The sequence below is a fragment of the Rhodococcus sp. B10 genome (assembly GCF_011770055.1).
Classification (GTDB): Bacteria; Actinomycetota; Actinomycetes; order Mycobacteriales; family Mycobacteriaceae; genus Rhodococcoides; species Rhodococcoides kyotonensis_B.
Genome location: NZ_JAAFYV010000021.1, coordinates 45145 through 68846, shown reverse-complemented (window position 1 = coordinate 68846; position 23702 = coordinate 45145). Strand labels below are relative to the sequence as shown.

21 protein-coding genes, 1 tRNA gene and 1 pseudogene are annotated in these 23702 nt (G+C 63.3%); 13 read left to right on the top strand and 10 right to left on the bottom strand.

Translation table 11 applies throughout. The annotated features are described in order from the left end of the window. Positions 1–2 precede the first annotated feature (2 nt). The 5 genes from RhoFasB10_RS15360 (at position 3) to RhoFasB10_RS15340 (ending at position 6141) form a co-directional block, all read left to right on the top strand. Positions 3–1637 carry a thiamine pyrophosphate-binding protein gene (locus RhoFasB10_RS15360; protein WP_167677090.1) on the top strand — a complete coding sequence of 545 codons (1635 nt, stop codon included), beginning with the start codon at positions 3–5 and terminating at the stop codon, positions 1635–1637. Between the two features lie 107 nt (positions 1638–1744). Next, entirely contained in the window at positions 1745–3085 is a 1341-nt protein-coding gene (locus RhoFasB10_RS15355; RefSeq protein ID WP_167677088.1) for an MFS transporter, read from the top strand. Continuing rightward, a complete protein-coding gene (locus RhoFasB10_RS15350) occupies positions 3082–4230 on the top strand; it encodes a thiolase family protein (RefSeq protein ID WP_167677086.1) in 1149 nt (382 codons plus the stop codon). Before RhoFasB10_RS15355 ends, RhoFasB10_RS15350 begins: the two co-directional genes overlap by 4 nt. 1 nt (position 4231) lies before the next feature. Further along, positions 4232–4540: a zinc ribbon domain-containing protein gene (locus RhoFasB10_RS15345; protein WP_167677085.1), complete on the top strand. Its 309-nt coding sequence runs from the start codon at positions 4232–4234 to the stop codon at positions 4538–4540. An 11-nt stretch (positions 4541–4551) separates the two neighbouring features. Further along, positions 4552–6141 (top strand): ATP-dependent acyl-CoA ligase, encoded by a 1590-nt coding sequence (locus RhoFasB10_RS15340; protein ID WP_167677083.1) that lies wholly within the window; start codon positions 4552–4554, stop codon positions 6139–6141. A gap of 556 nt (positions 6142–6697) precedes the next feature. On the opposite strand, the gene dmpG is transcribed toward RhoFasB10_RS15340, so the two are convergent. Genes dmpG through RhoFasB10_RS15325 form a run of 3 tightly spaced genes read right to left on the bottom strand, consistent with a single transcriptional unit; the run spans position 6698 to position 9524 of the window. After that, positions 6698–7750: a 4-hydroxy-2-oxovalerate aldolase gene (gene dmpG / locus RhoFasB10_RS15335; RefSeq protein ID WP_167677081.1), complete on the bottom strand. Its 1053-nt coding sequence runs from the start codon at positions 7748–7750 to the stop codon at positions 6698–6700. Continuing rightward, entirely contained in the window at positions 7750–8694 is a 945-nt protein-coding gene (locus RhoFasB10_RS15330) for an acetaldehyde dehydrogenase (acetylating) (RefSeq protein WP_167677079.1), read from the bottom strand. The genes dmpG and RhoFasB10_RS15330 overlap by 1 nt, the downstream gene beginning before the upstream one ends. A gap of 38 nt (positions 8695–8732) precedes the next feature. After that, positions 8733–9524 carry a fumarylacetoacetate hydrolase family protein gene (locus RhoFasB10_RS15325; protein WP_167677077.1) on the bottom strand — a complete coding sequence of 264 codons (792 nt, stop codon included), beginning with the start codon at positions 9522–9524 and terminating at the stop codon, positions 8733–8735. Between the two features lie 47 nt (positions 9525–9571). On the opposite strand from RhoFasB10_RS15325, the gene RhoFasB10_RS15320 reads away from it, so the two are divergent. The 5 genes and pseudogenes from RhoFasB10_RS15320 to RhoFasB10_RS15300 all read left to right on the top strand — a co-directional run bounded on the left by RhoFasB10_RS15320 (position 9572) and on the right by RhoFasB10_RS15300 (position 13961). Beyond that, the gene (locus RhoFasB10_RS15320; protein ID WP_206030977.1) at positions 9572–10309 is read left to right on the top strand and encodes an IclR family transcriptional regulator; all 738 of its coding nucleotides are present in this window, start codon (positions 9572–9574) and stop codon (positions 10307–10309) included. 959 nt (positions 10310–11268) lie between these two features. After that, positions 11269–12255 (top strand): hypothetical protein, encoded by a 987-nt coding sequence (locus RhoFasB10_RS15315; RefSeq protein ID WP_346764406.1) that lies wholly within the window; start codon positions 11269–11271, stop codon positions 12253–12255. Between the two features lie 214 nt (positions 12256–12469). Further along, positions 12470–12841: an IS3 family transposase gene (locus RhoFasB10_RS26365; protein ID WP_167677075.1), complete on the top strand. Its 372-nt coding sequence runs from the start codon at positions 12470–12472 to the stop codon at positions 12839–12841. A gap of 15 nt (positions 12842–12856) precedes the next feature. Next, a pseudogene (locus tag RhoFasB10_RS26655) lies at positions 12857–13330 on the top strand (integrase core domain-containing protein); the annotation flags it as partial. 124 nt (positions 13331–13454) lie between these two features. Beyond that, positions 13455–13961 (top strand): hypothetical protein, encoded by a 507-nt coding sequence (locus tag RhoFasB10_RS15300; RefSeq protein WP_157105271.1) that lies wholly within the window; start codon positions 13455–13457, stop codon positions 13959–13961. Positions 13962–14227: 266 nt separating this feature from the next. Here RhoFasB10_RS15300 and RhoFasB10_RS15295 read toward each other — a convergent pair. The 7 genes from RhoFasB10_RS15295 to RhoFasB10_RS15265 form a co-directional block, all read right to left on the bottom strand. Continuing rightward, positions 14228–14301, bottom strand: a tRNA-Leu gene (locus RhoFasB10_RS15295). 48 nt (positions 14302–14349) lie between these two features. Further along, positions 14350–15777, bottom strand: a complete 1428-nt coding sequence (locus RhoFasB10_RS15290) for a TIGR00366 family protein (protein WP_068424009.1) — start codon at positions 15775–15777, stop codon at positions 14350–14352. A 175-nt stretch (positions 15778–15952) separates the two neighbouring features. Continuing rightward, positions 15953–16912: a Ppx/GppA phosphatase family protein gene (locus RhoFasB10_RS15285; RefSeq protein ID WP_167677071.1), complete on the bottom strand. Its 960-nt coding sequence runs from the start codon at positions 16910–16912 to the stop codon at positions 15953–15955. After that, positions 16909–17436: a DUF501 domain-containing protein gene (locus tag RhoFasB10_RS15280; protein WP_167677069.1), complete on the bottom strand. Its 528-nt coding sequence runs from the start codon at positions 17434–17436 to the stop codon at positions 16909–16911. The genes RhoFasB10_RS15285 and RhoFasB10_RS15280 overlap by 4 nt, the downstream gene beginning before the upstream one ends. Continuing rightward, positions 17433–18113, bottom strand: a complete 681-nt coding sequence (locus RhoFasB10_RS15275; RefSeq protein ID WP_167677067.1) for a cell division protein FtsL — start codon at positions 18111–18113, stop codon at positions 17433–17435. The genes RhoFasB10_RS15280 and RhoFasB10_RS15275 overlap by 4 nt, the downstream gene beginning before the upstream one ends. Positions 18114–18140: 27 nt before the next feature. Further along, on the bottom strand, positions 18141–19427 hold the full coding sequence (eno, locus tag RhoFasB10_RS15270; protein ID WP_068424000.1) for a phosphopyruvate hydratase: 1287 nt from the start codon (positions 19425–19427) through the stop codon (positions 18141–18143). Between the two features lie 137 nt (positions 19428–19564). Further along, positions 19565–20290: a lytic murein transglycosylase gene (locus RhoFasB10_RS15265; RefSeq protein WP_346764405.1), complete on the bottom strand. Its 726-nt coding sequence runs from the start codon at positions 20288–20290 to the stop codon at positions 19565–19567. Between the two features lie 152 nt (positions 20291–20442). Between RhoFasB10_RS15265 and efeU the strand changes: the two genes are divergently transcribed. From efeU to efeB, 3 genes are read left to right on the top strand one after another with little or no spacing between them, the layout of a single operon-like run. Further along, positions 20443–21312: an iron uptake transporter permease EfeU gene (gene efeU, locus RhoFasB10_RS15260; protein WP_167677135.1), complete on the top strand. Its 870-nt coding sequence runs from the start codon at positions 20443–20445 to the stop codon at positions 21310–21312. Between the two features lie 14 nt (positions 21313–21326). Next, entirely contained in the window at positions 21327–22466 is a 1140-nt protein-coding gene (gene efeO, locus RhoFasB10_RS15255; RefSeq protein ID WP_206030983.1) for an iron uptake system protein EfeO, read from the top strand. Further along, complete coding sequence (gene efeB / locus RhoFasB10_RS15250) at positions 22447–23694, top strand: iron uptake transporter deferrochelatase/peroxidase subunit (RefSeq protein WP_068423997.1); 1248 nt, start codon at positions 22447–22449, stop codon at positions 23692–23694. The genes efeO and efeB overlap by 20 nt, the downstream gene beginning before the upstream one ends. Positions 23695–23702: the final 8 nt, after the last annotated feature.

Below are 23702 nucleotides of genomic sequence, written 5' to 3'. Positions count from 1 at the left end.
TCATGTACGTTCGCGAAGTTATCGGTCGAGCCTTGTACGACCTCGGTGTCCGCGTAGCGTTCGGTGTGGTTGGAAGTGGGAATTTCCACTACACCAACTCACTGGTGGATGCCGGCGCCCGCTTCGTTGCAGCACGCCACGAGGGCGGAGCTGCTGTTATGGCGGACGCCCACGCCCGCATGAGCGAGCAGGTCACCGTGCTGTCTCTGCACCAGGGTTGCGGCTACACCAACGCGCTGACCGGCATCGTCGAGGCCGCAAAGAGTCGAAGTCCGCTGCTGGTGTTGACAGCGGAAGCCACCGACCCGAAGTCGAACTTCTACATCGACCAGGAGTCGATTGCACGCGGGTGCGGGGCAGTGGCACTGCGGATTCGTTCAGCGGCAACCGCAGTCTCCGACCTCACTCATGCTTACGACATCTGCGCGTTGCAGAGACGCACGGTCGTGCTCAACATTCCGATCGACGTTCAGGACTGTCTCTTCCCGGGGACCGTCTCGTTGTCACCGACCGTTGCGAGAATGGCTCCTCGTCCACAGCGAGCGGACCTCGAAGAGCTCGCAGCGTTGCTCGAGCAAGCGGAACGGCCTGTTTTCGTCGCCGGTCGCGGCGCCCGCGGAGGTCGAGCGAAGCACGCTCTGGCCGAGCTGGCAGATCGATGCGGAGCGTTGCTCGCGACATCCGCCGTTTCACGCGGAATGTTCGAGGGCCAGCCATGGAGCATCGACGTCGCCGGCGGTTTCTCCACTCCCCTCGCTGCAGAGCTCATCACCGACGCCGACCTCATCGTCGGCTGGGGATGCACCCTCAACATGTGGACCATGCGCCATGGCCGATTGATCGGAGACAGCGCCAAGGTGGTCCAGGTCGACATCGACCAGGGCGCCATCGGCCGGAATCGGCCGATCGACCTCGGTGTCTGGGCCGGCGTCGCAGAGACGGCTGCCGATGCGTCGGCTCTGCTGGCGGAGGCAAAGGTGGAGAAGGCGGGTTACAGGACGAACGCGACGCTCGAACGCATCCAGGCCGAAGGCCGATGGCATCAAGTTCCGTTCGACGATGAGAGCACCGACGACCGCATCGACCCCCGGGCGATGAGCGCACACTTGAATCGGCTGTTGCCGCGTTCGCGCGTGCTGTCAGTGGATTCCGGCAACTTCCTCGGCTACCCGAGTATGTATCTCGATGTCCCGGACGAGTACGGCTTCTGCTTCACGCAGGCGTTCCAGTCGGTCGGCCTCGGCCTCGCAACGGCGATCGGCGCCGCGATCGCTCAACCGGACCGGGTTCCGATCGCCGCCTGCGGCGACGGCGGCTTCCTGATGGGCATCAGCGAACTAGAGACAGCGGTCCGGATGAACCTGCCGATGCTCGTCGTCGTCTACAACGACGCCAAGTACGGAGCGGAAGTCCACCACTTCGGAACAGACGTCGCCCTCGACGCAGTGACCTTCCCCGACACCGACATCGCTGCCATCGCCCGCGGCTACGGGTGCGAGGCGATCACCGTCAGGGGCCTCGACGATCTACTCCCGATCAAATCGTGGCTCGACCAACCCGACCGCCCCATGGTTTTGGACGCCAAGATCATCTCCGACGAAGGGTCGTGGTGGCTGGTCGAAGCCTTCGGCCACTAGCCGTCATGTCCCTCCAGTACGCCGGCATTCCCGCACTGCACATCGATGGCCCGCTGACGTGCTTCCTCGACGTATGAATTACGCACAATAGGAAATGGATTCCTGCCATGCCCAATCAATCAGTACAAACCAGGACGCGTAAGGCGGCCACAGCAAGCCTCGTCGGTAGCGCCCTCGAGTGGTACGACTTCTTTCTGTACGGAACCGCCGCGGCCCTGGTCTTCGGACCCTTGTTCTTCACCGGGGACGACTCCCTCGTCGGAACGCTCGCCGCGTTCGGAACGTTCGCGATCGGCTTCGTCGCCCGGCCTATCGGTGGAGTGATCTTCGGGCATTTCGGTGACCGCGTCGGACGCAAATCGATGCTTGTCATCACACTCATGATGATGGGTGTGTGCACCGCCCTGATCGGTCTCCTTCCGACGCACGCCCAAATTGGCATCTGGGCCCCGGTTCTGCTGGTCGTACTGCGCGTCGTTCAAGGCATCGCAGTAGGCGGGGAATGGGGCGGCGCGGTCCTGTTGATCAGTGAAAACGCACCGCCCGCGCGACGCGGATTCTTCTCCGCCTTCAGTCAAGTCGGAGTCACCCTTGGCTTCATCCTGTCCTCGTCGGTTTTTGCTCTTGTCAATCTCCTGCCCGAAGACGACTTCCTCTCCTGGGGTTGGAGGATTCCGTTCTTGTTGGGCTTGGTGCTCATGATCGCCGGTCTCGTGATTCGCATGAAGGTCGAAGAGACTCCCGTATTCGAAGAACTTCAAGCGGACGAGGCCAAGGTCCGCTATCCGGCGCTGGAAGCGATCAAGACGCAGCGCCGCTCGATCCTGGTGACCGTCGGCGCCCGCATGGCCGAAAACGGCGGATCGTACATATTCGCGGTGTTCTCACTCGCCTACGGCGTCCATATCGGTGTCGGAAGCGGAGTGATCCTGACCGCGATCATCGTGGCCAACATCTTGGAAACCTTCACGATGGTCGGGTTCGCCGCTCTGTCCGATCGCATCGGACGACGCCCGGTGTACCTCATCGGTGCAGTCGGCGTGATCGTGTGGGCCGCACCCTTCTTCCTTCTGATCAACACCCAGAACACTGCATTGATCTGGGTAGCGATCATCGTTGCCATCAGTATCTGCCACAGCGCGATGATCGGCACGCAGCCGAGCTTTTTCAGTGAACTGTTCACCGGCAAGGTTCGCTACAGCGGTTTGTCGATAGGACACGAAGTTGCCGCGATCTTCGCCGGAGGCGTTGCCCCGCTGATTGCAACAGCATTGCTCGCCTGGTCCGGAACGTACTGGCCCATCGCTGTGTACCTCGCCCTCTTCGGCGTCCTCAGCACCATCGCCGTGATCAAGGCTCCAGAAACCAGAGGCATCGACTCGCTGTCCGGAATGCCCCCCGGAGCCTCGAATGTGCGCACCTTGAACGGGATCGGTGAGCCCGTATGAACGCGATCCACGCAGCCATCGTCAGCGCCGTCGAAGTTCCCTACACCCGGCATCCAGACGACACCGCCACCACCGAGCAACTTCTGACCACCGCGATCGCTCGCGCCGTCTCGCAGGCCGGCATGACCCTCGCCGACGTCGATGGGCTTGGAGTGTCGAGCTTCACTCTCAAGCCCGATCACGCAGTCGACCTCGCCCTCCGTAGCGGTCTGTCGCTGCGATGGCTGATGGAGGACACCAACGGTGGAGCCAGCGGCGTGAACATGCTTCAGCACGCCGTCCGCGCTATCGAGGCGGGCGATGCGGACACCATCGTCCAAGTGGCCGGCGACCGCATGACAGCCTCGGACTTCCAGTCGGTCGTCGACGACTACAACGTCATCACACGCGATTACGTAACCCCGTTGGGCATGGGCGGACCGAACGCCATGTTCGCCATGCTCACCCAGCGCCACATGCGGCAGCACAGCCTCGACGAAACAGCATACGGTGCGGTAGCAGTTGCCCAGAGACGTTGGGCCACAATAAATCCGGGTGCGGTCTATCAATCGGAAATGACCATGGACGATTACCTGATGTCCCCCATCATCGCCTCACCGCTGCGCCGGTTCGACTGCGTTCCACCAGTCACAGGCTCGGACGCCATCGTCATCACACGCCAGGAGAACGTTCGAGCAGGGCAATCCTCCGTGCGTGTGAGCGCTATCGGTGGGTCTGTGAATTGGGATCGTCACGAAGGAGACGGATTGCGTACCGGGCTGGCCGGTATCGCTCCCGCATTGTGGAACCGTGCAGGTCTGAATCCCTCCGACGTCGACGTGGTCAGCGTCTACGACGACTACCCGGTCATGGCACTGATCCAACTGGCCGACATGGGTTTCGCGCCAACAGGAAACGTCCGCGACATCGCCGACCGCCTCCTGAGCGACCACTGGCCGGTCAATACCTCCGGCGGTCAACTGTCCGCGGGGCAGGCAGGTTCGGCAGCAGGAATGCACGGACTGGTCGAAGCCGTGACTCAATTGCTCGGCGACGCCGGCAACCGGCAGGTCCCTGACGCACGCACTGCCGTCGTCAGTGGTTACGGCATGGTCACCTACCGCTACGGCGCCTGCGCCAACCTCGCAATTCTCGAAAGGGTCTGACATGACCATCACGATGCAACGCTGTACGACATGCGCGGCGGCGGTTTTCCCCCCACGACCGCTGTGCCCGCACTGCCACAACAGCCTGTTCGAGCCCGCGACAGCTCACCGAGGTGTCATCGAGGAAACTTCCCTCCAGCGCGGCACTCCGCCCGTCCTGTACGCGACCATCCGCACCGACCTCGGGCCGATGGTCGTCGGGAAAATAGTCGGTGAAGGCGGAATTCCCGGAGCCGAAATCGACCTGGTAGCACCGGATACGCAGCGAACTGGCGGACCGATGGCGGTAGTACCGCAGCCCACCGTCTAGGAGTAAAGAACATGCAGAGCACCATCGACCGCATCGCACCACTGCGCGGTCTCCCCATGAAAGAGTGCACTATCCCCGCCCTGCTCACACGCCAGGCAGAGCTCTACGGCGACAAGACCCTGCTGAAGATCGGGAATGCGGCACTGACCTATGCCGAAGTCCGAGATCTGGCCGCGGCCACCGCAGGCGTATTGCAAGCCAACGGAATTCGGCGCGGGGACACCGTCGCGACGTTGTCGGAAAACCGACTCGAGCTGATTCAGACCATCCTCGGTTGCGCATGGGTAGGGGCCGTCGCCGTACCGTTGAACGCCGCGCTGCAGGGAACCCAACTCCGTCATGCGCTGGAAAACTCGAACTCGAAAATTCTGGTCATCGAGTCCGACCTGCTCGCCCGTTTGCAATCTGTGTCAGCCCCCTCTCACCTCGAGCAGGTCTGGACGCTGGATTCGACCGACGCGGGTGTGGCGGGCTATGACGTGCGGCCCTTCCCCGCGCCGGCAGGCACGGTCCCAGCCTGCCCAGTTGCACCCGGCGACACGGCCGCGTTGCTGTACACCTCCGGCACTACCGGCGTGTCGAAAGGCGTCTGCTGTCCACACGCCCAGTTCTATTGGTGGGGCATAACGGTCACCGAGCAGCTCGGCATCACCGAAGAGGACACCCTGTTCACGGTGCTTCCGCTGTTCCACACCAACGCCCTCAACGCCTTCGTTCAAACCCTCGTCGCGGGAGCGACGATCGTTGTGGGGCGCCGCTTTTCCGCGAGCCGATTCTGGTCCCAGCTGAACGACTCGGGCGCGACCGTCACCTACCTCCTCGGGGCCATGATCAACATTCTCTGGTCCCGGGAGAGCGAACCGGTCGAGCGTCGACACACTGTCCGCTGTGCCTTGTCGCCTGCAACGCCGGCAGCGTTGGCCGAGCCTTTCTTCGACCGGTTCGGCATTCGACTCGTCGACGGTTTCGGTTCGACCGAAACCAACTCGGTACTGACCTCAGCGCCGGATCTGCCCAGACCCGGGTACATCGGTCAGGTTCAACCAGACTTCGAAGCGGTAGTCGTCGACGAGCACGACTCCCCTGTTGCCGATGGCACGCCGGGAGAACTACTGCTCCGCTCCCGGGTGCCGTACGCCTTCGCCACCGGCTACTACGGCATGCACGACAAAACCACCGAAGCTTGGCGGAACCTGTGGTTTCACACGGGGGACCGCGTAGTGCGCGAACCCGACGGCTGGTTCCGGTTCGTCGACCGCATGAAAGACGTCATCCGTCGGCGCGGTGAGAACATCTCTTCCTTCGAGGTCGAACAAGTCATCGGATCACACCCCGCGGTGGAAACTGTAGCCGCGTATCCGGTGCCATCGGAGATGGCGGAAGACGAGGTCATGGTGTCGATCGTCCCCAAAACTGGCGTCGTACTCAGCCCACGTGATGTCGTCGACCACTGCAGCAGCCGCTTGGCGAAATTCGCCGTTCCTCGTTTCGTCGACATCGTCGAAACCCTCCCGACGACCGAAAATGGCAAAATTCGCAAAGTCCTGCTGCGAGAGCGTGGGCGAACGACTACTACGTGGGATCGAGACGCGCTCAACTGACCCGACCGGGCTGATCCATCGAATACCCGTCGAGAAATATGCATCGGTGGCTGTGAGATGGAAGCAGCCACACCATCTCTTCGGGGCACCCGTCGATTGCTGAACGGACCCACCACGTCACATCGAATATTCGCACCACCCACCGGTGGCGTGATCTGCAATTTCACTGCAGGTCACGCCACCGGTCGTTTTCGATCGAGGCTCGGGCGCTCTGCACACGGCGGTGGTCTTCGGCGAAACCATTTCTTCCGCAACGAATGTCTCGGCTTCCGGCGCCGCATCCGAGTACACGCGACCGACACAGTCCGCGTCGGACCCGCGGAACACCGAGCCACGGCTCGGACGTGCGCGACATGGACCGCGGCGTGAGCCCACTCGTCGTGGAAGCCCTGGTGTCGGCGCTACTCCGCATCGCCACCGCAGAACATCGCGCCCGAGGGATGGCAACGTCGATAAAGACTGTCCTACCGGGGCGTTGCGAAAGCAACGGCGTAGCAGCGAAAAGCACCCGCCACACAGCAGAAGCGCTGTGTGACGGGTGACGGCGACGATCGACTTACGACCGACCAGTTGCTGGGTCTGCTGCTGCCAGGTCCAATGCGATGTCGGTGATCAGGTCTTCCTGGCCTCCGACCAAGCCGCGTTCTCCGACCGCGAGAAGTATTGCACGCGTGTCGAGTCCGTACTGCCTCGCAGCTGCCTCGGCGTGACGCAGGAAGCTCGAGTACACCCCGGCGTAGCCGAGAGTCAGCGTTTCTCGGTCGACCTGCACTGGACGGTCCTGCAACGGGCGGACGATGTCGTCGGCTGCGTCCTGCAGGCCGAACAGATCGCACCCATGCTTCCAGCCGTGCAGATCTGCTACCGCGACGAACGGTTCGATCGGGCAATTACCTGCTCCTGCACCATGACCGGCGAGGGACGCATCGACGCGAGTGACACCTTCCTCCACAGCTACCACCGAATTGGCAACCGACAGTGACAAATTCTGGTGGGCATGGATACCGATCTGGGTATGCGGGTCGAGCACATCACGATATGCCCGCACCCGCTCGCGCACGCCCGCCATGGTGAGACGCCCACCGGAATCGGTGACGTAAACGCAATGCGCACCATACGATTCCATCAATTTCGCTTGCTCCGCCAACTGCGCGGGTTCGGCGAGATGCGACATCATCAGGAATCCGGACACGTCCATACCGAGCCCGCGGGCGGTGTCGATGTGCTGCGCGGCGACATCGGCTTCGGTGCAATGGGTGGCCACCCGCACCGAGGTCACCCCGAGAGCGAACGCACGCTTCAACTCCGCGACAGTGCCGACACCCGGCAGTAGCAGCGTGGTCAGCTTGGCGCGGTGCACCACCGCGGCGGCCGCTTCGATCCATTCCCAATCGGTGTTGCTTCCTGCCCCGTAGGTCAGACTGTGGCCTGCAAGCCCGTCACCGTGCGTGACCTCGATGGCATCGACTCCGGCGCGGTCGAGGGCGCCCGCCACACGAGCGACGTTCTCGGGACTGATGCGGTGCCGCATCGCATGCATACCATCACGCAGGGTGACGTCCTGAATGTAGAGCGCCGCTCCGTCGAGGACTGAAGATCGATCGGTCATCACACAGCCCCCACTACGGTGTTTTCAGCGATCTTTTCCGCGACCTGCAGGGCCGCGGAGGTCATGATGTCGAGATTTCCCGCGTATGCGGGGAGATAATACGCGGCGCCTTCGACTTCGAGGAACACCGACACCTTCCACAAACCAGGTCCTCTCTCCACTCCCCCGGTCAGAGTCGCCACCGACTCGGCGTCGTCGAGCGCGGTGAACTGCACTCGCTGCTTGAGGCGATACCCGGGAACATAGGTGGAGACCGCGTCGACCATGTCGATAACCGACTGCTCTATCGCCGCCTGATCCGGATCGGACACCAACGCCAGCACGGTGTCGCGCATGATCAGCGGCGGCTCGGCAGGATTGAGGACGATGATGGCCTTCCCGTGTGCAGCGCCACCGACCTGTTCGATTGCCGCAGAGGTTGTTTCGGTGAACTCGTCGATGTTCGCCCGAGTTCCAGGACCTGCGGACTTCGACGCGATCGAAGCGACGATTTCCGCGTAGTGCACCCGAGTCACCGCGGAGATGGCGGCGACGATCGGAATGGTCGCCTGGCCGCCGCAGGTCACCATGTTGACATCCGGAGCCCCGAGGTGTGCATCGAGGTTCACGGCAGGGACTACGTACGGGCCGAGGGCTGCGGGTGTCAGATCGATCAGCTTCTTGCCGTAGGGACGGAGCGCTTCCGCGTTTGCGACATGTGCTTTGGCGGAGGTCGAGTCGAAGACGATGTCGATCTGATCGAACAACGGATGCTCGATGAGCCCTTGCACACCGGAATCGACGGTCTCGATTCCTAGGCGACGAGCCCGAGCCAGCCCGTCCGAGGCGGGATCGATACCGACCAAGACGGCGATCTCGACGTTGCGTGCTACCCGTTCGAGTTTGATGACGAGATCGGTTCCGATGTTGCCCGATCCGATCACCGCTACTTTCGTGCGTTCCATGATGCGCTGCTTTCGTTCGTGGCCAACTGGGCCGAGGTTCAGAGGGTGAACGTTGCGGTGACATCTCCGAGACCGGAGATCGAGGCGGTATAGCGCGATCCGGGTGTCACCGGGACCATCGGGCCGAGCGCGCCGGACAGGACGACCTCGCCCGCTCGGAGCGGTGCACCGTACGAGAGGCTGGTATTCGCCAGCCAGACCAGCGCTTCCCACGGGCTGCCCAGGCAGTCCGATCCCTTCCCTGTCGACACCTGTTCGCCGTCTGCTGTCAGTGTCATTGCGACGCCGGCGAGTTCCGGCGCGTCGGTGACAGGTAGCCAATCCCCGAGAACGTACAACCCGGAAGAGGCGTTGTCGGCCACAGTGTCCGCAAGACTGATATCCCAGTCGGCAATACGGCTGTCGACGATCTCGAACGACGCATACACCCGATCGACGTACTGGGGCGCCTGGTCCGCTGTGATCGTATGGTCGATGTGCGCGGCCACCCTGAATGCTATTTCTGCCTCGATCCGCGGCTGCAACAGTCGCGAAGAATCGATAGCAGCGTCACCGGACACGTCGAAGTGGTCCAACAGCACACCGAAGTCGGGTTGATCGACTCCTAGCTGTTTCTGCACCGCGGGAGAGGTCAGCCCGATCTTCCGGCCGACGACGCGGCGTCCGTCACGCACCGACGCATCGATGTTGATCGTCTGTATCCGATAGGCCGCATCGACGTCGTCACGGCCGATCAAGTCGCGTACGGGCGGACATGGAACGCCCGTGCTCGACGCCTGGGCCAGCCGCTCCGCTGCATCGTCGAGGACATGTGGTTCGAGAACTGTCATGGTGGCGACGCTAGGACCGACGGCCACCTGCGCATAGGATTCATCTCATGAAACGGGATGACATGTCCTTGCTCGAGCGCTACACCCTCATCCTGGACTCGTTCCCGGCCGGCGGCGCGCTGGGGCTCGCCGAGGTGTGCACTCGGACAGGTTTGCCGCGATCGACCGTGCACCGCATGCTCGTCGATATGGTCACCGTCCACTGGATACAGCGCGCAGGGACCAAGTTCGAGCTGGGAATGCGGTTGTTCGAACTCGGTGAACGTGTCCCCGTCAAGCATCAATTACGTTCTGCCGCCATGCCATTCATGCACGATCTGCACGCTGTCACCGGACACACGGTGCACCTCGGGGTACGCAGAGACCACGACGTGGTGTACATCGAGAAACTGCAAGGCCACAAGCCGTTGCCGCTGCCGTCCCAAATCGGTGGCCGACTACCCCTGACGTGCACAGGTGTGGGCAAAGCCATCCTCGCGCACGAATCCAACGCGTTCCGAGACGCCGTATTCGCAAAGCCGCTTCGCCGATACACCGACAAATCCATCGTCGATCCCGCCACCCTGAAACGGCAACTCACCGAAATCCGACGCTCCGGCGTCGCCGTCGAACGTGGCGAAGCCGCCGACGGCGGGTGCTGCCTCGCATCACCCATCCTGGTCGGAACGGAACCCATCGCCGCCCTCTCGGTATCGGTACCTGCTGATCAATTCCGGCCGGAACTTCTCGCACCCGCAGTCCGAACTGGTGCGTTAGCGCTAGGCCGCGCACTCTCCCGCCCGTGACACTGTGCGGATTTCAAGTCCCGCGAGGTGTATTCAGGCGCGGGCGGGTGGACCCGCATTGCAGTTGTCTGCAAGGCTTTTCGTGCAGTGATGGTGACGGTGGCCAGGTATCCCCGTTCCGGGAGTGCGATGCGAATGGTCATCGTTGTCCCCACGTGAGCGGAATCAACGTGTTCGACTATCGAATAATTCAGTTGTGCAATGATTTTCGACGACAGTTCGTCGAGTGCGCCGTCGTCGAGCAGGGTGAAGGTCACGCCTCGGTCGTGTGCCTTCCACAACGCGTCCGTGAGAGCAGATGCTTCGAGCCCGGGGGGCAGATGCTATCGCGCAGACGCGCTTCGAGAGCAACAGAATCTAGTGTTTGTCCGTCCGAGACAACGGTGCGGGTTCACCGATATGCTTTCGAGGCCGGTCGGGCGAGTCGATCGATCCGCGCACGGATCTAGTGCCGTCCCACCCGCCGGACCAGCAGGTGCGGCGCGGTTGGATCGGCGAAATGTGCAGCGCGGCTTTCGACCAGGTCGGCTCGATTCGGGCACACGAGTGTTCCAGGGTGTGATCGAAGGTGTCTGTAGTTCGCGGACTGCGGAGCAATGAGTAGACAGTGGATAGTCCCAATCTTGCAGTGCTGCAATGACTTCGGTCTAATCGAATCATCGGAACGAATCTCTCGCGGGACACTATGAAAGAAAGCACAGTGTTGTAGCGCCGCGCGCCGCCACCCGGACGCCCGTGTTCTTCGAAACAGGTGTGCCTGTCGAACTGGCCCTCAACCCGCGGAAAGAACGAAAGTGTCCTTCTACGTTGCGGTTACGGCTTGACATACGGGCCAACCGCACGAAGCGGTGTTCTTTACCTGGCTCTGGTTCGTTTTCGCTCCGCGTCTTTGCCGGACATGGCAATCCTTCTGTGCAATCGGCTGCTGCGGAGTTGATCGACCCACTACCCTGGCACTGGTGTCGGGGAACGAACACAACCAACAGTCACAGTCCAGCGCAGCGGACGAGCACGTCTCGGTGCTGCTGATCGCTGATCCGGGCAAACCCACGGCCCTGGCGCACCGGCTGGCGCAGCGCCTGCCGGAACAACTGGGAAGCCGCGATCGTCGCAAGCGCCGGTGGACGACGCAAGTACGCAGCGAACCCTATCTCTCGGACGAGCAGGCCACCTTGTTCGATGTGGTCGACGCGGTCGAACCATCGTCCGAGCGCGAAGACGTCGTCGTATACCTCACCGACCTGCCTCGGCGCGAGAACACCGTGCCGGTGGTCGCCGACGTGAGCGTCGACCACCTGTTCGCACTCATCTCCGTCGCCGCAGTCGGCGGAGTACACATCGAGGGCCGGGTGGAGACAGCCGTCGAACTGGTTGTTTCCCGCGCTCTGGACGAACCGGACCTCGCGCCACCGGGTGCGAGCAGACGGTTCCCGTCCGAGCAGATCGACGGCGGCACACGCTACTTCGCGCCCTCGGGGCTTCGGCGGGTGCGTCTGCTGTCGGGAATGGTGCGAGCGAACCGCCCGTGGCGACTGGTCACCGGGTTGTCGAAAGTACTCGTCGGTGCATTCGCCACCGGCGCGTTCGCACTGGCCACCAGCACGATCTGGCTGTTCGCCGACACCATGGGTCCCTGGCGCATGAGCGTGGCGACCGTGCTGTCGATCGCAGCGATGGTTCTGTGGCTCGTCCTCGATCACGAATTGTGGGAGCGACCGAAATCGCCGCAAGAGCGGCAACGATCCGCGCTGTACAACGCCGCGACTGTAGTAACCCTGGTCATCGGCGTCGCGATCTTGCATGTGGCCTTGTTCTGCCTACTGCTGTTCACCGCAAGTGTCACACTCCCTCCATACTTGCTGTCCAACACTCTCGGGCACGCGGTGAACTATTCTGACTACCTCACCCTCGCCGTGGCGACGCAAGGCCCAGGTCGATGCCGGTGAACGGCGGGGGGTCAGCAGCGACGAGCACAACGAGATCCGCAGGCCGAAGAAGCGGGTCGCCGAACTCGAGCGAACGAACGAGCTACTGAAATCGGCGAGCGCGTTTTTCGCCTCGGAACTCGACCGGACCACGACGAGATGATCGCGTTCATCGACGCGTACCGCGATCGTTTCGAGACCCTCGTTCATCTGTCGCGCTCTGCGGGCGGCGGGTGTGGTCTTCCTTACCTCGCGAGGCTACCGTGCAGCGAAAAATCGTGTTGCATCGGCACGTTCAATCCGCGACGGCGAACTGGTGCCACTGGTGCCACTGGTGAAGACCGTGCACGAGAACAATTTTTCGGTGTACGGAGTCAAGAAGATGCACGCAGAGCTGAGCCGCCGGGGTGTTCGGGTCGGCCGTGAACAGACGCGCCGGTTGATGCGCTGCGCCGGGGTGCGCGGTGTGCAACGCTCGAAGAAGGTGTTCACCACCCGACCCGACCCTGCTGGGGTGCGGCCGCGGGACAGTGTGAAACGTAATTTCGTTGCAACACAACCGAATCGATTGTGGGTGGTCGATATCACCTACGTCCGGACGTGGTAGGGTTTCGCATACGTCGCCTTCGTCACGGACGTGTGCACCCGCAAGATCGTGGGATGGCACGTGGCGTCGTCCATGCGCACCGAAGACCTGCCCCTCCCTGCATTCGATCACGCTGTGTGGCAGGCGAATACCGATCTATCCGGGTTGACACATCATTCCGACCACGGGTCGCAGTACCTGTCTGTGACCTACACCGATCGTTTGATCGAGCTGGGCATCACACCGTCGGTGGGCACGGTTCGCGACTCCTACGACAACGCCCTCGCCGAAAGCGTCAACGCGAGCTTCAAGACCGAGCTGATCCGCCGGCGTGGACCGTGGCGAACGGTCGACGACGTCGAGTTCGCGACGCTCGAATACGTGTGGTGGTACAACCATCAGCGTCTGCACGAAGCGCTCGGCTCCATGCCCCCGGCTGAATACGAGACCACCCTGATCGACATCTCACAACCCAGCGAGTCGGCCACCCCGGCCCTCGTAACCGCATAGGAACAAAACCTGGGGTACTTCAGTCAGCGAGGGCAGCGTCATCGTGCACCTGAAGCCCTACGTTGCTGGACCCGCTGATGGTTCCCTTGCTCCACACCTAGTACCGGACGCGTTTGAGGGTGCCTTGAGCACGATTCTGGATATGCACAACGAGTTCGAGCGCGGTGACGCGTGGGATCTACTTTCGAAAAGGCCTGATGCCCTGCTCGATTCTGTTCGAAAGTTCGTGGTCGCTCTCAACGATTTCCACGCCGACGTCCAAGTCGACGCGTTTGTCACCATCGGTGAGCGTTTGCGCTCAACGCTAACGGAGCGCGGACGAGCAGATGCCATGCGCTTCTTCGCGTATCGCGAAGAACTGGTCGAAAACCAAGTGATTGCAGGCAACGTTCGCGGCTTGAGCGACGCCGGTTGGATCGAACTGGTGAGCCCGGGACGGCGAGGAAAGCGAAAGATCAAGGAAGTACCAGCTGAACTTCTGGACAGCGGAGAGCTCACATATGGTCGTTACGTCAGAATTAGAGTCTCAGAACAGACCGCACCCAAGAAGAAGACGGTCTACAGATTCAAGGAATTACTGTCTGATGATCAAATAGATACAGACGAATCGGTTCACACCGAACTTAATTGACCTGACCGTCACGCCCGTCTTGTCGTCGCGGACTAGGCCCCCTGGGTCGACGCGGGTCTTGACATACACAGGGCCGCTCGCTGCGTCACGGTGCGCGACCGCGCACCAACGGCCGAGGCATGCAGGTGTGTGACCATAGTGATCCACCTACGATCATCGACGTCTAGCTACGTCGGTTATTTTGAGTTGTGTCAATCTGTGTCGCTCTCGCACGTGTTCGAACGTCCATTCACGTCCGACACCACCTCTGACCTGCGGCCAAACAGTGCCCCCAGTCGGACTCGAACCGACACTGTGCGGATTTTAAGTCCGCTGCCTCTGCCAATTGGGCTATAGGGGCCACCGCTGGAACCTGGGCTCCAGCGGTGACGATCATATCGGCCCAGCCCTACCCCGGGATCACCGGCGGCACGAACTGGAATGTCGTACCCAACAGCCAGACGAGCAGCAGCACCACCGGGAAGTGAAAGATGAACTGTAGGAACGTGAACCCGATCAAATCACGTGCCCGCAGGCCCAGTACGGCGAGCAACGGCAGCATGAAGAACGGGTTGATCAGGTTCGGCAGAGCCTCGGCGACGTTGTAGATCTGGACGGTCCAGCCGAGGTTCATCTGCACGTCCGTCGCGGACTGCATGACGTAGGGCGCCTCGACGAGCCATTTGCCGCCACCCGACGGCACGAACAACCCGAGCACGACGGTGTAGATCGCGATGACCACGGCGAATCCCCCGCCGCTGCCGACGTCGGTGAAGAAGTGCGCAAGGTGTTCGGAGATCGTGACGCCTCCCCTGCCCTCGGCCTCCGTCAGAATCGCGGCCATTGCGGCGTACAGCGGGAACTGCACCAGGATGCCTGCCGTCGCCGGAACTGCCTGCGCAACGGAATCGAGGAAGCGTCGCGGAGTCCCGTGCAGCACGAGGCCGAGCATCAGGAACACCAACAGGTATCCGTTCAACGACGACACCACAGTGAGTACCGGCAGCGTCAACAGCTGCGACACAAGCCAACCCAGCGTCATCGCACCGGCGAACCACGGCAGAATGCGACTGTATTCCAGCCACTCACCGGGGCGACTGCGCGGTGCAGGTTCGGCAACGGTGTCGTCGAGATCGACATTCATCGACTCCGCGGTCTTGATCGCCGCACCCTTCGGCGCGGAGAAATGCGCGATGACGACGGTCAGCACGGTAATGATGAAACACGTCAGCAGCGACTGCCACGTGAAGATCGTCTTGCCGAAATCGAGGACGCCGGTGATCTGCAGCAACGACGCGGGCAGCGAGCTCGCGGTGGCCTGCAACTGCGCGGCCGACGACGACATGCCGAGCGCCCAGACCGCTCCGAGACCCATGAATGCGGCCGCGCCGAGGGCCCGGTAGTCGACCCGGAGATCGTCCCGGCGGGCGATCGCTCGCGCCAGCAGACCACCGAACACCAAACTGAGTCCCCAGTTGAGGAACGACACCGAACACGACAGCAGTGCCACGAAACTGACTGCGCTGCTGGGAGAACTGGGAATCCGCGCGAGGCGCGTGATGAGCCGAGCAACGGGCGGCGACGTCGCCACCACGTACCCGGTCAGTACCACCATCGCCATCTGCAGCGTGAACGCCGTCAGATCCCAGAAGCCGTTACCGAAGGCATCGACGACATTCTGCGGCGACGACCCGTTGACGAACGCCGCCACGGCGACGACGACCACCCCGGCCAGGGCAAAGATGTAAGCGTCGGGGAACCATTTCTCGGTGGCGCGGGCAAGAGCCTGCGCCGCACGCGCCAAACCCTTTTCGGACGGAGCCTGCGTCGTCGTCATCGATAATCCTCGCTTCGGAAGTTGTGACCCCCAGCACAGAGAACACCGAAACGTCATGCGATGCAAGGAACACCGCCGCAGACGCGAACTGCAGAAATGCAGGGTCGCTGGTCACCCGTTGTGAGCAGAAATGTAGTCCCTGGACTACATTCGCGCGCACGAGCGCCGGAGGCGCCTACGCGCGCACGGGTGGCGGAGCCACACTCAGAGCGATGCCGTCGAGAATGTCGTGCTCACTGACGACGAGTTCGTCGATACCTGCGCGCCGGGCGAATTCGTCGGCAAGCGCCAACGTGACCAACGATCCGCCGCCGATGACGTCGACCCGTCCCGGATGCATCGGGCCGAGCGCAGCACGTTCGTCGTGTGTCATGTGCAACAGTCCGTCGCAGACCTCACGCAACTTCGCGAAAGAGATGCGGGACAGATGAATTGCGTTCGGATCGTACTGCTCGAGTTCGAGGCCCAGCGCGGCCAACGTCGTCATCGTGCCTGCGACGCCGACCCACGTCCTCGCCTTCTCGACGGGTACGGCGTCGAATGCGACCTGCAGTCGCTCACCAGCGAAAGCCCGTGCGGCAGCGATCTCTTCGTCGGTCGGAGGATCGGACGGAAGGCACCGTTCGGTCAGTCGAACACAACCGATGTCCGCGGAGTACGCCGCCTCGACACCGTCGGCGTCGCCCAGGACGAGTTCGGTCGACCCACCACCGAGATCCACCACCACGAAAGGCGCGTCACCCGAACTCAATTCACCGACAGCACCCGCGAACGACAGACGCGCTTCCTCGTCGCCGGTGATGACCTCGGCGACGGATCCAGGCACGATGGGGTCGAGGATCTCGCGCGTCATCGCAAAGAAGTCCTCGCGGTTGGACGCGTCGCGCGTCGCTGAAGTCGCCACCATCCGCAGTGCGGAAGCACCGGAGGAACGGATGATCTCGGCGTACTCGGCCAACGCAACCCGGGTGCGTTCGATGGCTTCCGGCGCAAAGGATCCCGTTGCGTCGACGCCCTGTCCGAGCCGGACGACGCGCATCTCGCGGGCGACGTCCGTCAGGACACCGTCGTCGATATCGGCGACCAGAAGCCTGATGGAGTTGGTACCGCAGTCGATGGCGGCGACGCGAGTCATGCTGTCTCTCCGCGTAGTTCGGCGACGGTGGGCCAGTCGGCTGGAATCGCGGTGCCGCGCAACGACGATTCGGCAGCGAGCGCCACAGCCTCGTCGCCGAGCGGATTCAATCCCGGGCCTTTGGCCAGAGAATGCGCGATGAGCACGTGCAGACACTTCACCCGGTCGGGCATTCCGCCGCCGGTGAAATCCGTTCCGAGAGACTCGATCTCGTTGCGCTCCGCGAGGTAGGACTCGTGGGCGCGCCGGTAGCCCGCGGCCAAATCGGAGTCGGTGCCGAGACGTTCAGTCATCTCCCGCATCACACCCGCCGACTCCTGCCGGCTCGCCTCTGCGGTGAGCCGCGGATCGGTCAGGTAGTACAGAGTCGGGAACGGAGTGCCGTCGGGAAGCTTCGGCGCAGTCTTGACGACGCCGGGCTTTCCATCCGGCGACCTGTACGCGATCTCCAGAACGCCGCGCGGTTCACGCCCGAGCTGGGCTGCGACTGCGTCGAGATCTTCTTGCGAGACTGCCGGACTCACCCGACCGGTCCTCCTTCTGCTGCTGGAGCAGGTGCAGGCACGAGCGCCGGGAGCGGAGGGGTTTCCGGCTCGTCGGTCGGTTGCGGCTGCACTGCCGATTCCCACAGGTCTCGATACCACGGACCCGCAGATTGCTTGTTTGCTTCTTCTTCTCGATCCGACTTCGCGACGTCGCCGGGCAGCTGCACCGTGTACGGCGTCTCCCCCGGCATGACCCAGAACAGCCGGGTACGAGCTGCGGCAGCGATGCGCGCAGGCTCGTTCAGCTGAGACTTCTCGAGCTCCAGATTTCTGACGTCGTTCTCCAGATTCTCGCGTTCGGCGAGCACCTGCTGAAGCTCGGCGCGCTGCGAGAAATACGTGCGCAGCGGCATCGCGAGCGTCAACGCCAACGCACAGACGACGACGGCGAGAACGACGGCCCGCCCCGTCGACAATCCCAGAAACGTGCGGTCACTTCGTGTCGACTTCCGGGCGCCGACGCGTTTCGGCGCTGCCCTACCGGCAACGACGGCGTCGCGCGCCTGCTCGGATGTTTCCGGCGCGGGTGCACCGGAGCTGCGCTGGTCTCCCGACGCAGCTCCGGCCTGCCGATTACGGGCGGTCGACGTGCGGCCACGAGGCCTGGGATCCCGTCCACCTGGACTGGTCCCCGGTCTTCCTCGTCGTGCCGCCATGTCCCACCTTCACTGTCGAGCCGAAAACTATCCCTCGTAATTGAACCGGGGGAAAGCCAGCTCGCCCGCGTAACGCGCCGCGTCACCGAGAGCTTCTTCGATTCGCAGCAACTGGTTGTACTTGGCGACGCGCTCGGAACGAGCCGGGGCACCGGTCTTGATCTGGCCGCTGCCGACAGCAACCGCGAGGTCGGCGATGGTGACGTCCTCGGTCTCACCGGACCGGTGGCTCATCATCGTCTTGTAGCCGTTGCGGTGCGCCAGGTCGACGGCGTCGAGGGTTTCGGTCAGCGTTCCGATCTGGTTGACCTTGACCAGCAGCGCGTTGGCCGCACCCTTGACGATGCCGTCCTCGAGACGCTCCGGGTTGGTGACGAACAGGTCGTCGCCGACGAGCTGCACCTTGTCACCGATGGTGTCGGTCAGGGCGACCCAACCGTCCCAGTCGTTCTCGTCGAGCGGATCCTCGATCGACACCAGCGGGTACGCGTCGACCAGCTGTGCGTAGAACGCCGACATCTCCTCGGCCGACTTGGTCTCACGCTCGAAGGCGTAGCCGGTGCCTGCGGTGTAGAACTCGGTCGCTGCGACGTCGAGAGCGAGCGCGATGTCGCGGCCCGGCTCGAGTCCGGCCTTCTGGATCGCTTCGAGGATGAGGTCGAGTGCTGCCTTGGTGCCGGCGAGGTCGGGAGCGAAACCGCCCTCGTCACCGAGACCCGTCGACAGGCCCTTGGCCTTCAGCACGGACTTGAGCGAGTGGTAGACCTCGGCGCCCCAGCGCAGGGACTCCTTGAACGTCGGAGCACCGAGCGGCGCGATCATGAATTCCTGGACGTCGACGCCGCTGTCCGCGTGCGCGCCGCCGTTGATGATGTTCATCATCGGGACGGGCAGGATGTGCGCGTTCGGTCCACCGAGGTAACGGAACAGCTCGAGCCCAGCCGACTCGGCAGCAGCCTTGGCGACGGCCAGGGACACACCGAGAAGCGAGTTCGCGCCGAGGCGGGACTTGTTCGGGGTTCCGTCGAGATCGAGAAGAGCCTGGTCGACGGCACGCTGCTCGATCGCGTCGAGGCCGATGACGGCCGGTGCGACCTCGTCGAGAACAGCGTTGACGGCCTTCTCGACGCCCTTGCCCAGGTAGCGGTCGCCACCGTCGCGCAACTCGACGGCTTCGTGCTCACCGGTGGATGCACCGGAGGGAACTGCCGCGCGGGTCAGAGTTCCGTCGTCCAGTGCGACCTCGACCTCGACCGTGGGGTTGCCACGGGAGTCGAGAATCTCGCGAGCTCCGACCTGCTCAATGATGGCCACGAATGCATCTCCTTGTAACGGGGGCGGGCTGATGTCTGCCGGGTGTCAGACTAGCCGCTCGCCGACGACGCCCGCATGCCACGGCAGGAGCGGAGCCTGCAGGAGCGACCAGAGCTGTGCCTGCGAGCAAAGCAGAGCTAGGCCCGCGTCCCGACCGAGTAGGCGGCGGCCGCGTCGCGCACGTCGCGCAGATAGACCCCGGACTGGTTGTAGGCCATGAGGGCTCGCTCCCATCCCTCGGGAGTGCGGAGGTCGCCGCCGCGCGCACACAGATAACGAGCCGCGGTCAGGGCCGCGTCGTCGAGATTGTCCGGGTTGGCCACACCGTCGCCGTTGGCGTCGACGCCCCACTTGCGCCAGGTCTCGGGGATGAACTGCATAGGGCCCATCGCGCGGTCGTGTTCGGGGTCGCCGTCCATGAGACCCCCGTCGGTATCGGGGATCTCGGCGACGCCCGGTGCGCCGTCGAGCGGGATTCCACGGATCGGCGGGGACACGGTCCCGTCGGGTGCGACCGACGATCCCTGATAGGTGCCGTGCCTGCTCTCGATGTATCCGATGCCGGCGAGCGTCGTCCACGCGATGCCGCAGTCCGGTGACGTCGCCTCCATGATGGCCGCGGCATGCGCATACGCGGCGAGGGCCGGAGCCGAGATGTTCAATTCCGCCGACTGCGGTTCTGCCCACGCGAGCAGCAGGTCGGCGGTCCGGCCGGGCGCATTGAAATCGATCATCGGCACGGGGGTGCCGGGACCAGGCGGGATGCCCTCGGGGATCTGACGCGGCGGTTCGGTCGAGCCACAGGCAGCGGCCACGAATCCCACCGACACGACGGCGGCGACCCAGCCCAGACGGTTCTTCACTCGATCCATCCTGCACATCAAAAGTAATAGAAACCTAAAGCGGGGAGAATGCGCAGTTCAAGGGGGTTTTCTCGGCCGAAAGAGGGTGTATGTTGCTCACAACCGCATGTAGGGTCGCCTACCCTTGTTTCGTCGTTCAGGAGCATCAGACGTTGTCCGTACTCGCCGCCTCAGGATCCGCTCCGTCGATCGCCACGCAGATGTTCGGCAGCGGACTCATCGGACTCCGTGAAGGACTGGAGACGGGCATCGTCGTCATGATCCTCGTGGCGTTTCTCATGAAAGCCCAGCGTCGCGACGCCCTGAAATGGGTCTGGATGGGCGTGGGCATCGCAGTGGCGATGGTTGCGGTCATCTTCTTCGTCATCCACTACGGCACCTCGACCGTCACCGGTCTGACCGCGGAGGTCATCGCGGGCCTCGCCTCGCTGGTCGCCGTCGCGATCGTCACGACGATGGTGCTGTGGATGCGGACGGCCGCCAAGGACATGTCCGGGGAACTGCGCAGCGGAATGGAACGCGCATTGTCCGTCGGACCGATCGCGGTGCTGACGCTGTCGTTCTTCGCCGTCGGACGTGAAGGCGTCGAAACTGCGTTGCTGATGGTCGGGTACGCCGAAAACTCACACGGCAGTTCGTGGCCGTTGCTCGGACTGCTGCTCGGCATCGTCGCCGCCGCAGTCCTGACGGTATTGCTCTACTTCGGTGCGATCCGCATCGATTTCGCAAAATTCTTCCGGTACACCGGCATCTTCCTCATCGTCGTCGCCGCGGGCATCCTCGCGTACGGCATCCGCGCACTGCAGATCGGCGGGCTACTCCCCGGTGGCGGCACAGTCGCATTCGACATCACCTCGCAATTCGACGCCTCGAGCTGGTACGGCACCGTGCTCGCAGGCATCTTCAATTTCCGTCCCGAACCGACCCTGTTGCAGGTCGTCGGCTGGGCGCTCTACCTCGGTGTCGTTCTGTTCCTCTTCCTGCGTCCGGTTCGTGTTCCCGAACCCGCACTCACCTCATGAAAGGCGTCGTCTCGATGCGTCGTACCACCTACGCTCTCGCCGCTGTCGCGGTTCTTCCCCTGGCGCTCGCCGGCTGTACGGAGAAGTCGTCGTCCGAAGCCAGTGCAGGAGACATCGCGGTAGCAGCGACCGACACCACGTGTGACGTCGCGAATACCGAAGGCACGACGGGCAACTCGACGTTCCAGATCACCAACAACGGAACGAAGGTCACCGAGTTCTACGTCTACGGCGAGGGCGACCGCGTCATGGGCGAAATCGAGAACATCGGCCCCGGGCTGACGCGTCAACTCATCGTGTCGCTGCCCGACCCGGGCACGTACCACACGGCATGCAAGGCAGGCATGGTCGGCGACGGCATCCGCGGCGACTTCGTCGTCACCGGCGATGCGGTCCGCCAGGCCGACGACGACGGTCTGCTCGAGGAGGCCGCGTCGGGATACAAGCGCTACGTCGTCAGCCAGGTCGACGCACTGCAGGAGACCGTCGCTCAGTTCGTGACCTCGGTCAAGGCCGGTGACATCGACGCCGCGAAGGCTCAGTTCCCCGTCACCCGTAGCTACTACGAACGCATCGAGCCTGTGGCCGAGAGCTTCCCCGACGACCTCGATCCCCGCATCGATCTGCGTGAACCCGACGTCGAGCCCGGAGACACGTGGACCGGCTTCCACCGGATCGAAAAAGATTTGTGGGAGCAGGGAATTCAGCCCGACACGAACGCCATGGCCGATCAGCTGCAGGCCGACATCGCCGAACTCGCCCAGAAGGTGAAGGCCGACGACTTCACGGTCGATCCGATCCAGGTCGCCGGTGGTGCACAGGGACTCCTCGACGAGGTCGCGAAAACCAAGATCAGCGGTGAAGAGGACTTCTTCTCTCACACCGACCTGTGGGACTTCCAGGCCAACGTCGACGGTTCGCAGGCTGCCGTCGCCGCGGTGCGTCCGATCATCGATCAGCGTGACGCCGCACTGGGAACGCAGATCGACTCCCGGTTCGCCGAGCTCGATGCAGAACTCGCCCAGTACCGCCAGGGTGACGGCTTCGTCTCCTACGACACCGTCACCGAACCCCAGCGACAGGAACTGTCGAACAAGATCGACGCCCTGTCCGCAGAAGTGAGCCAGGTGCAAGGTGTCGTCGCAGGAACCTAGGAACAACGGCTTTTCCCGACGGCGCCTCTTCGGCGCCGTCGGGGCGGGGGCAGCTCTCGTCGGAGCCGGGGCCATCGCCGGCGGTTGTGCCGGGTCTCGTGAGGAAGACGCGGCGTCGGACGTCGTCGCCTTTCGCGGCGACCACCAGGCAGGCATCGTCACGCCTGCACAGGACCGCATGCACTTCGTCGCCTTCGACGTCACGACGGATTCGCGCGACGACTTCGTTGCGATGCTCCGTGAGTGGACACTCATGGCCGAGAGATTGACGCGGGGCGAAGAGACATTCGACGGCGGCGCAGTCGACGCGGGCGAATACAAGCCGCCGACGGACACCGGTGAGGCACTGGGGCTTTCGGCCTCGTCGTTGACCTTGACGATCGGGTTCGGGCCGGGATTGTTCACGCGGTTCGGCCTGGAGGGTTCGCGACCGGCGTCGTTGGCCGACCTGCAGCATTTCCCCGGCGACAACTTGGATCCTCTCAGGTCCGGCGGCGATCTGTGTATCCAGGCCTGCGCTGATGATCCCCAAGTTGCTGTCCACGCAATTCGAAATCTGGCTCGGGTGGGCTTCGGCACCGTGTCGGTCAAGTGGTCGCAGCTCGGATTCGGGCGGACGTCGTCGACCTCGACGTCACAGGCGACCCCGCGAAACCTGTTCGGTTTCAAGGACGGAACGGCCAACCTGAAAGCCGAGGACCCCGGCGCCCTGGACGAATTCGTGTGGGTCGGCGACAGCGATCAGGAATGGATGCGCGGCGGGTCGTTCCTCGTGGCACGACGCATTCGCATGCTGATCGAATCCTGGGACCGCACGGTGCTGAACGAGCAGGAACGAGTGATCGGCCGCAGCAAGGGAACCGGTGCACCGCTGGGTCTTCGCGACGAGTTCGACGACCTGGATCTGGAATCGAAAGGGCCGCAAGGGTTCCTGATCGACAAGGACGCGCACGTACGGCTGGCGTCGAAGGAAGAACTGGGTGGGGTGCAACTGCTGCGCCGCGGCTACAACTTCACCGACGGATCCGACGGCTTCGGCCACCTCGACGCCGGACTGTTCTTCATCGCGTACTGCCGCGACCCGCTGACTCAGTTCGTTCCCATGCAGTTGAACCTCGCTCGCCACGACGCGATGAACGAGTACATCCAGCACGTCGGATCGGCTGTGTTCGCCTGTCCCCCAGGGTTGGGCGAATCGGAGTACTGGGGTTCGACGCTGTTCGGCTGATCGCTTGA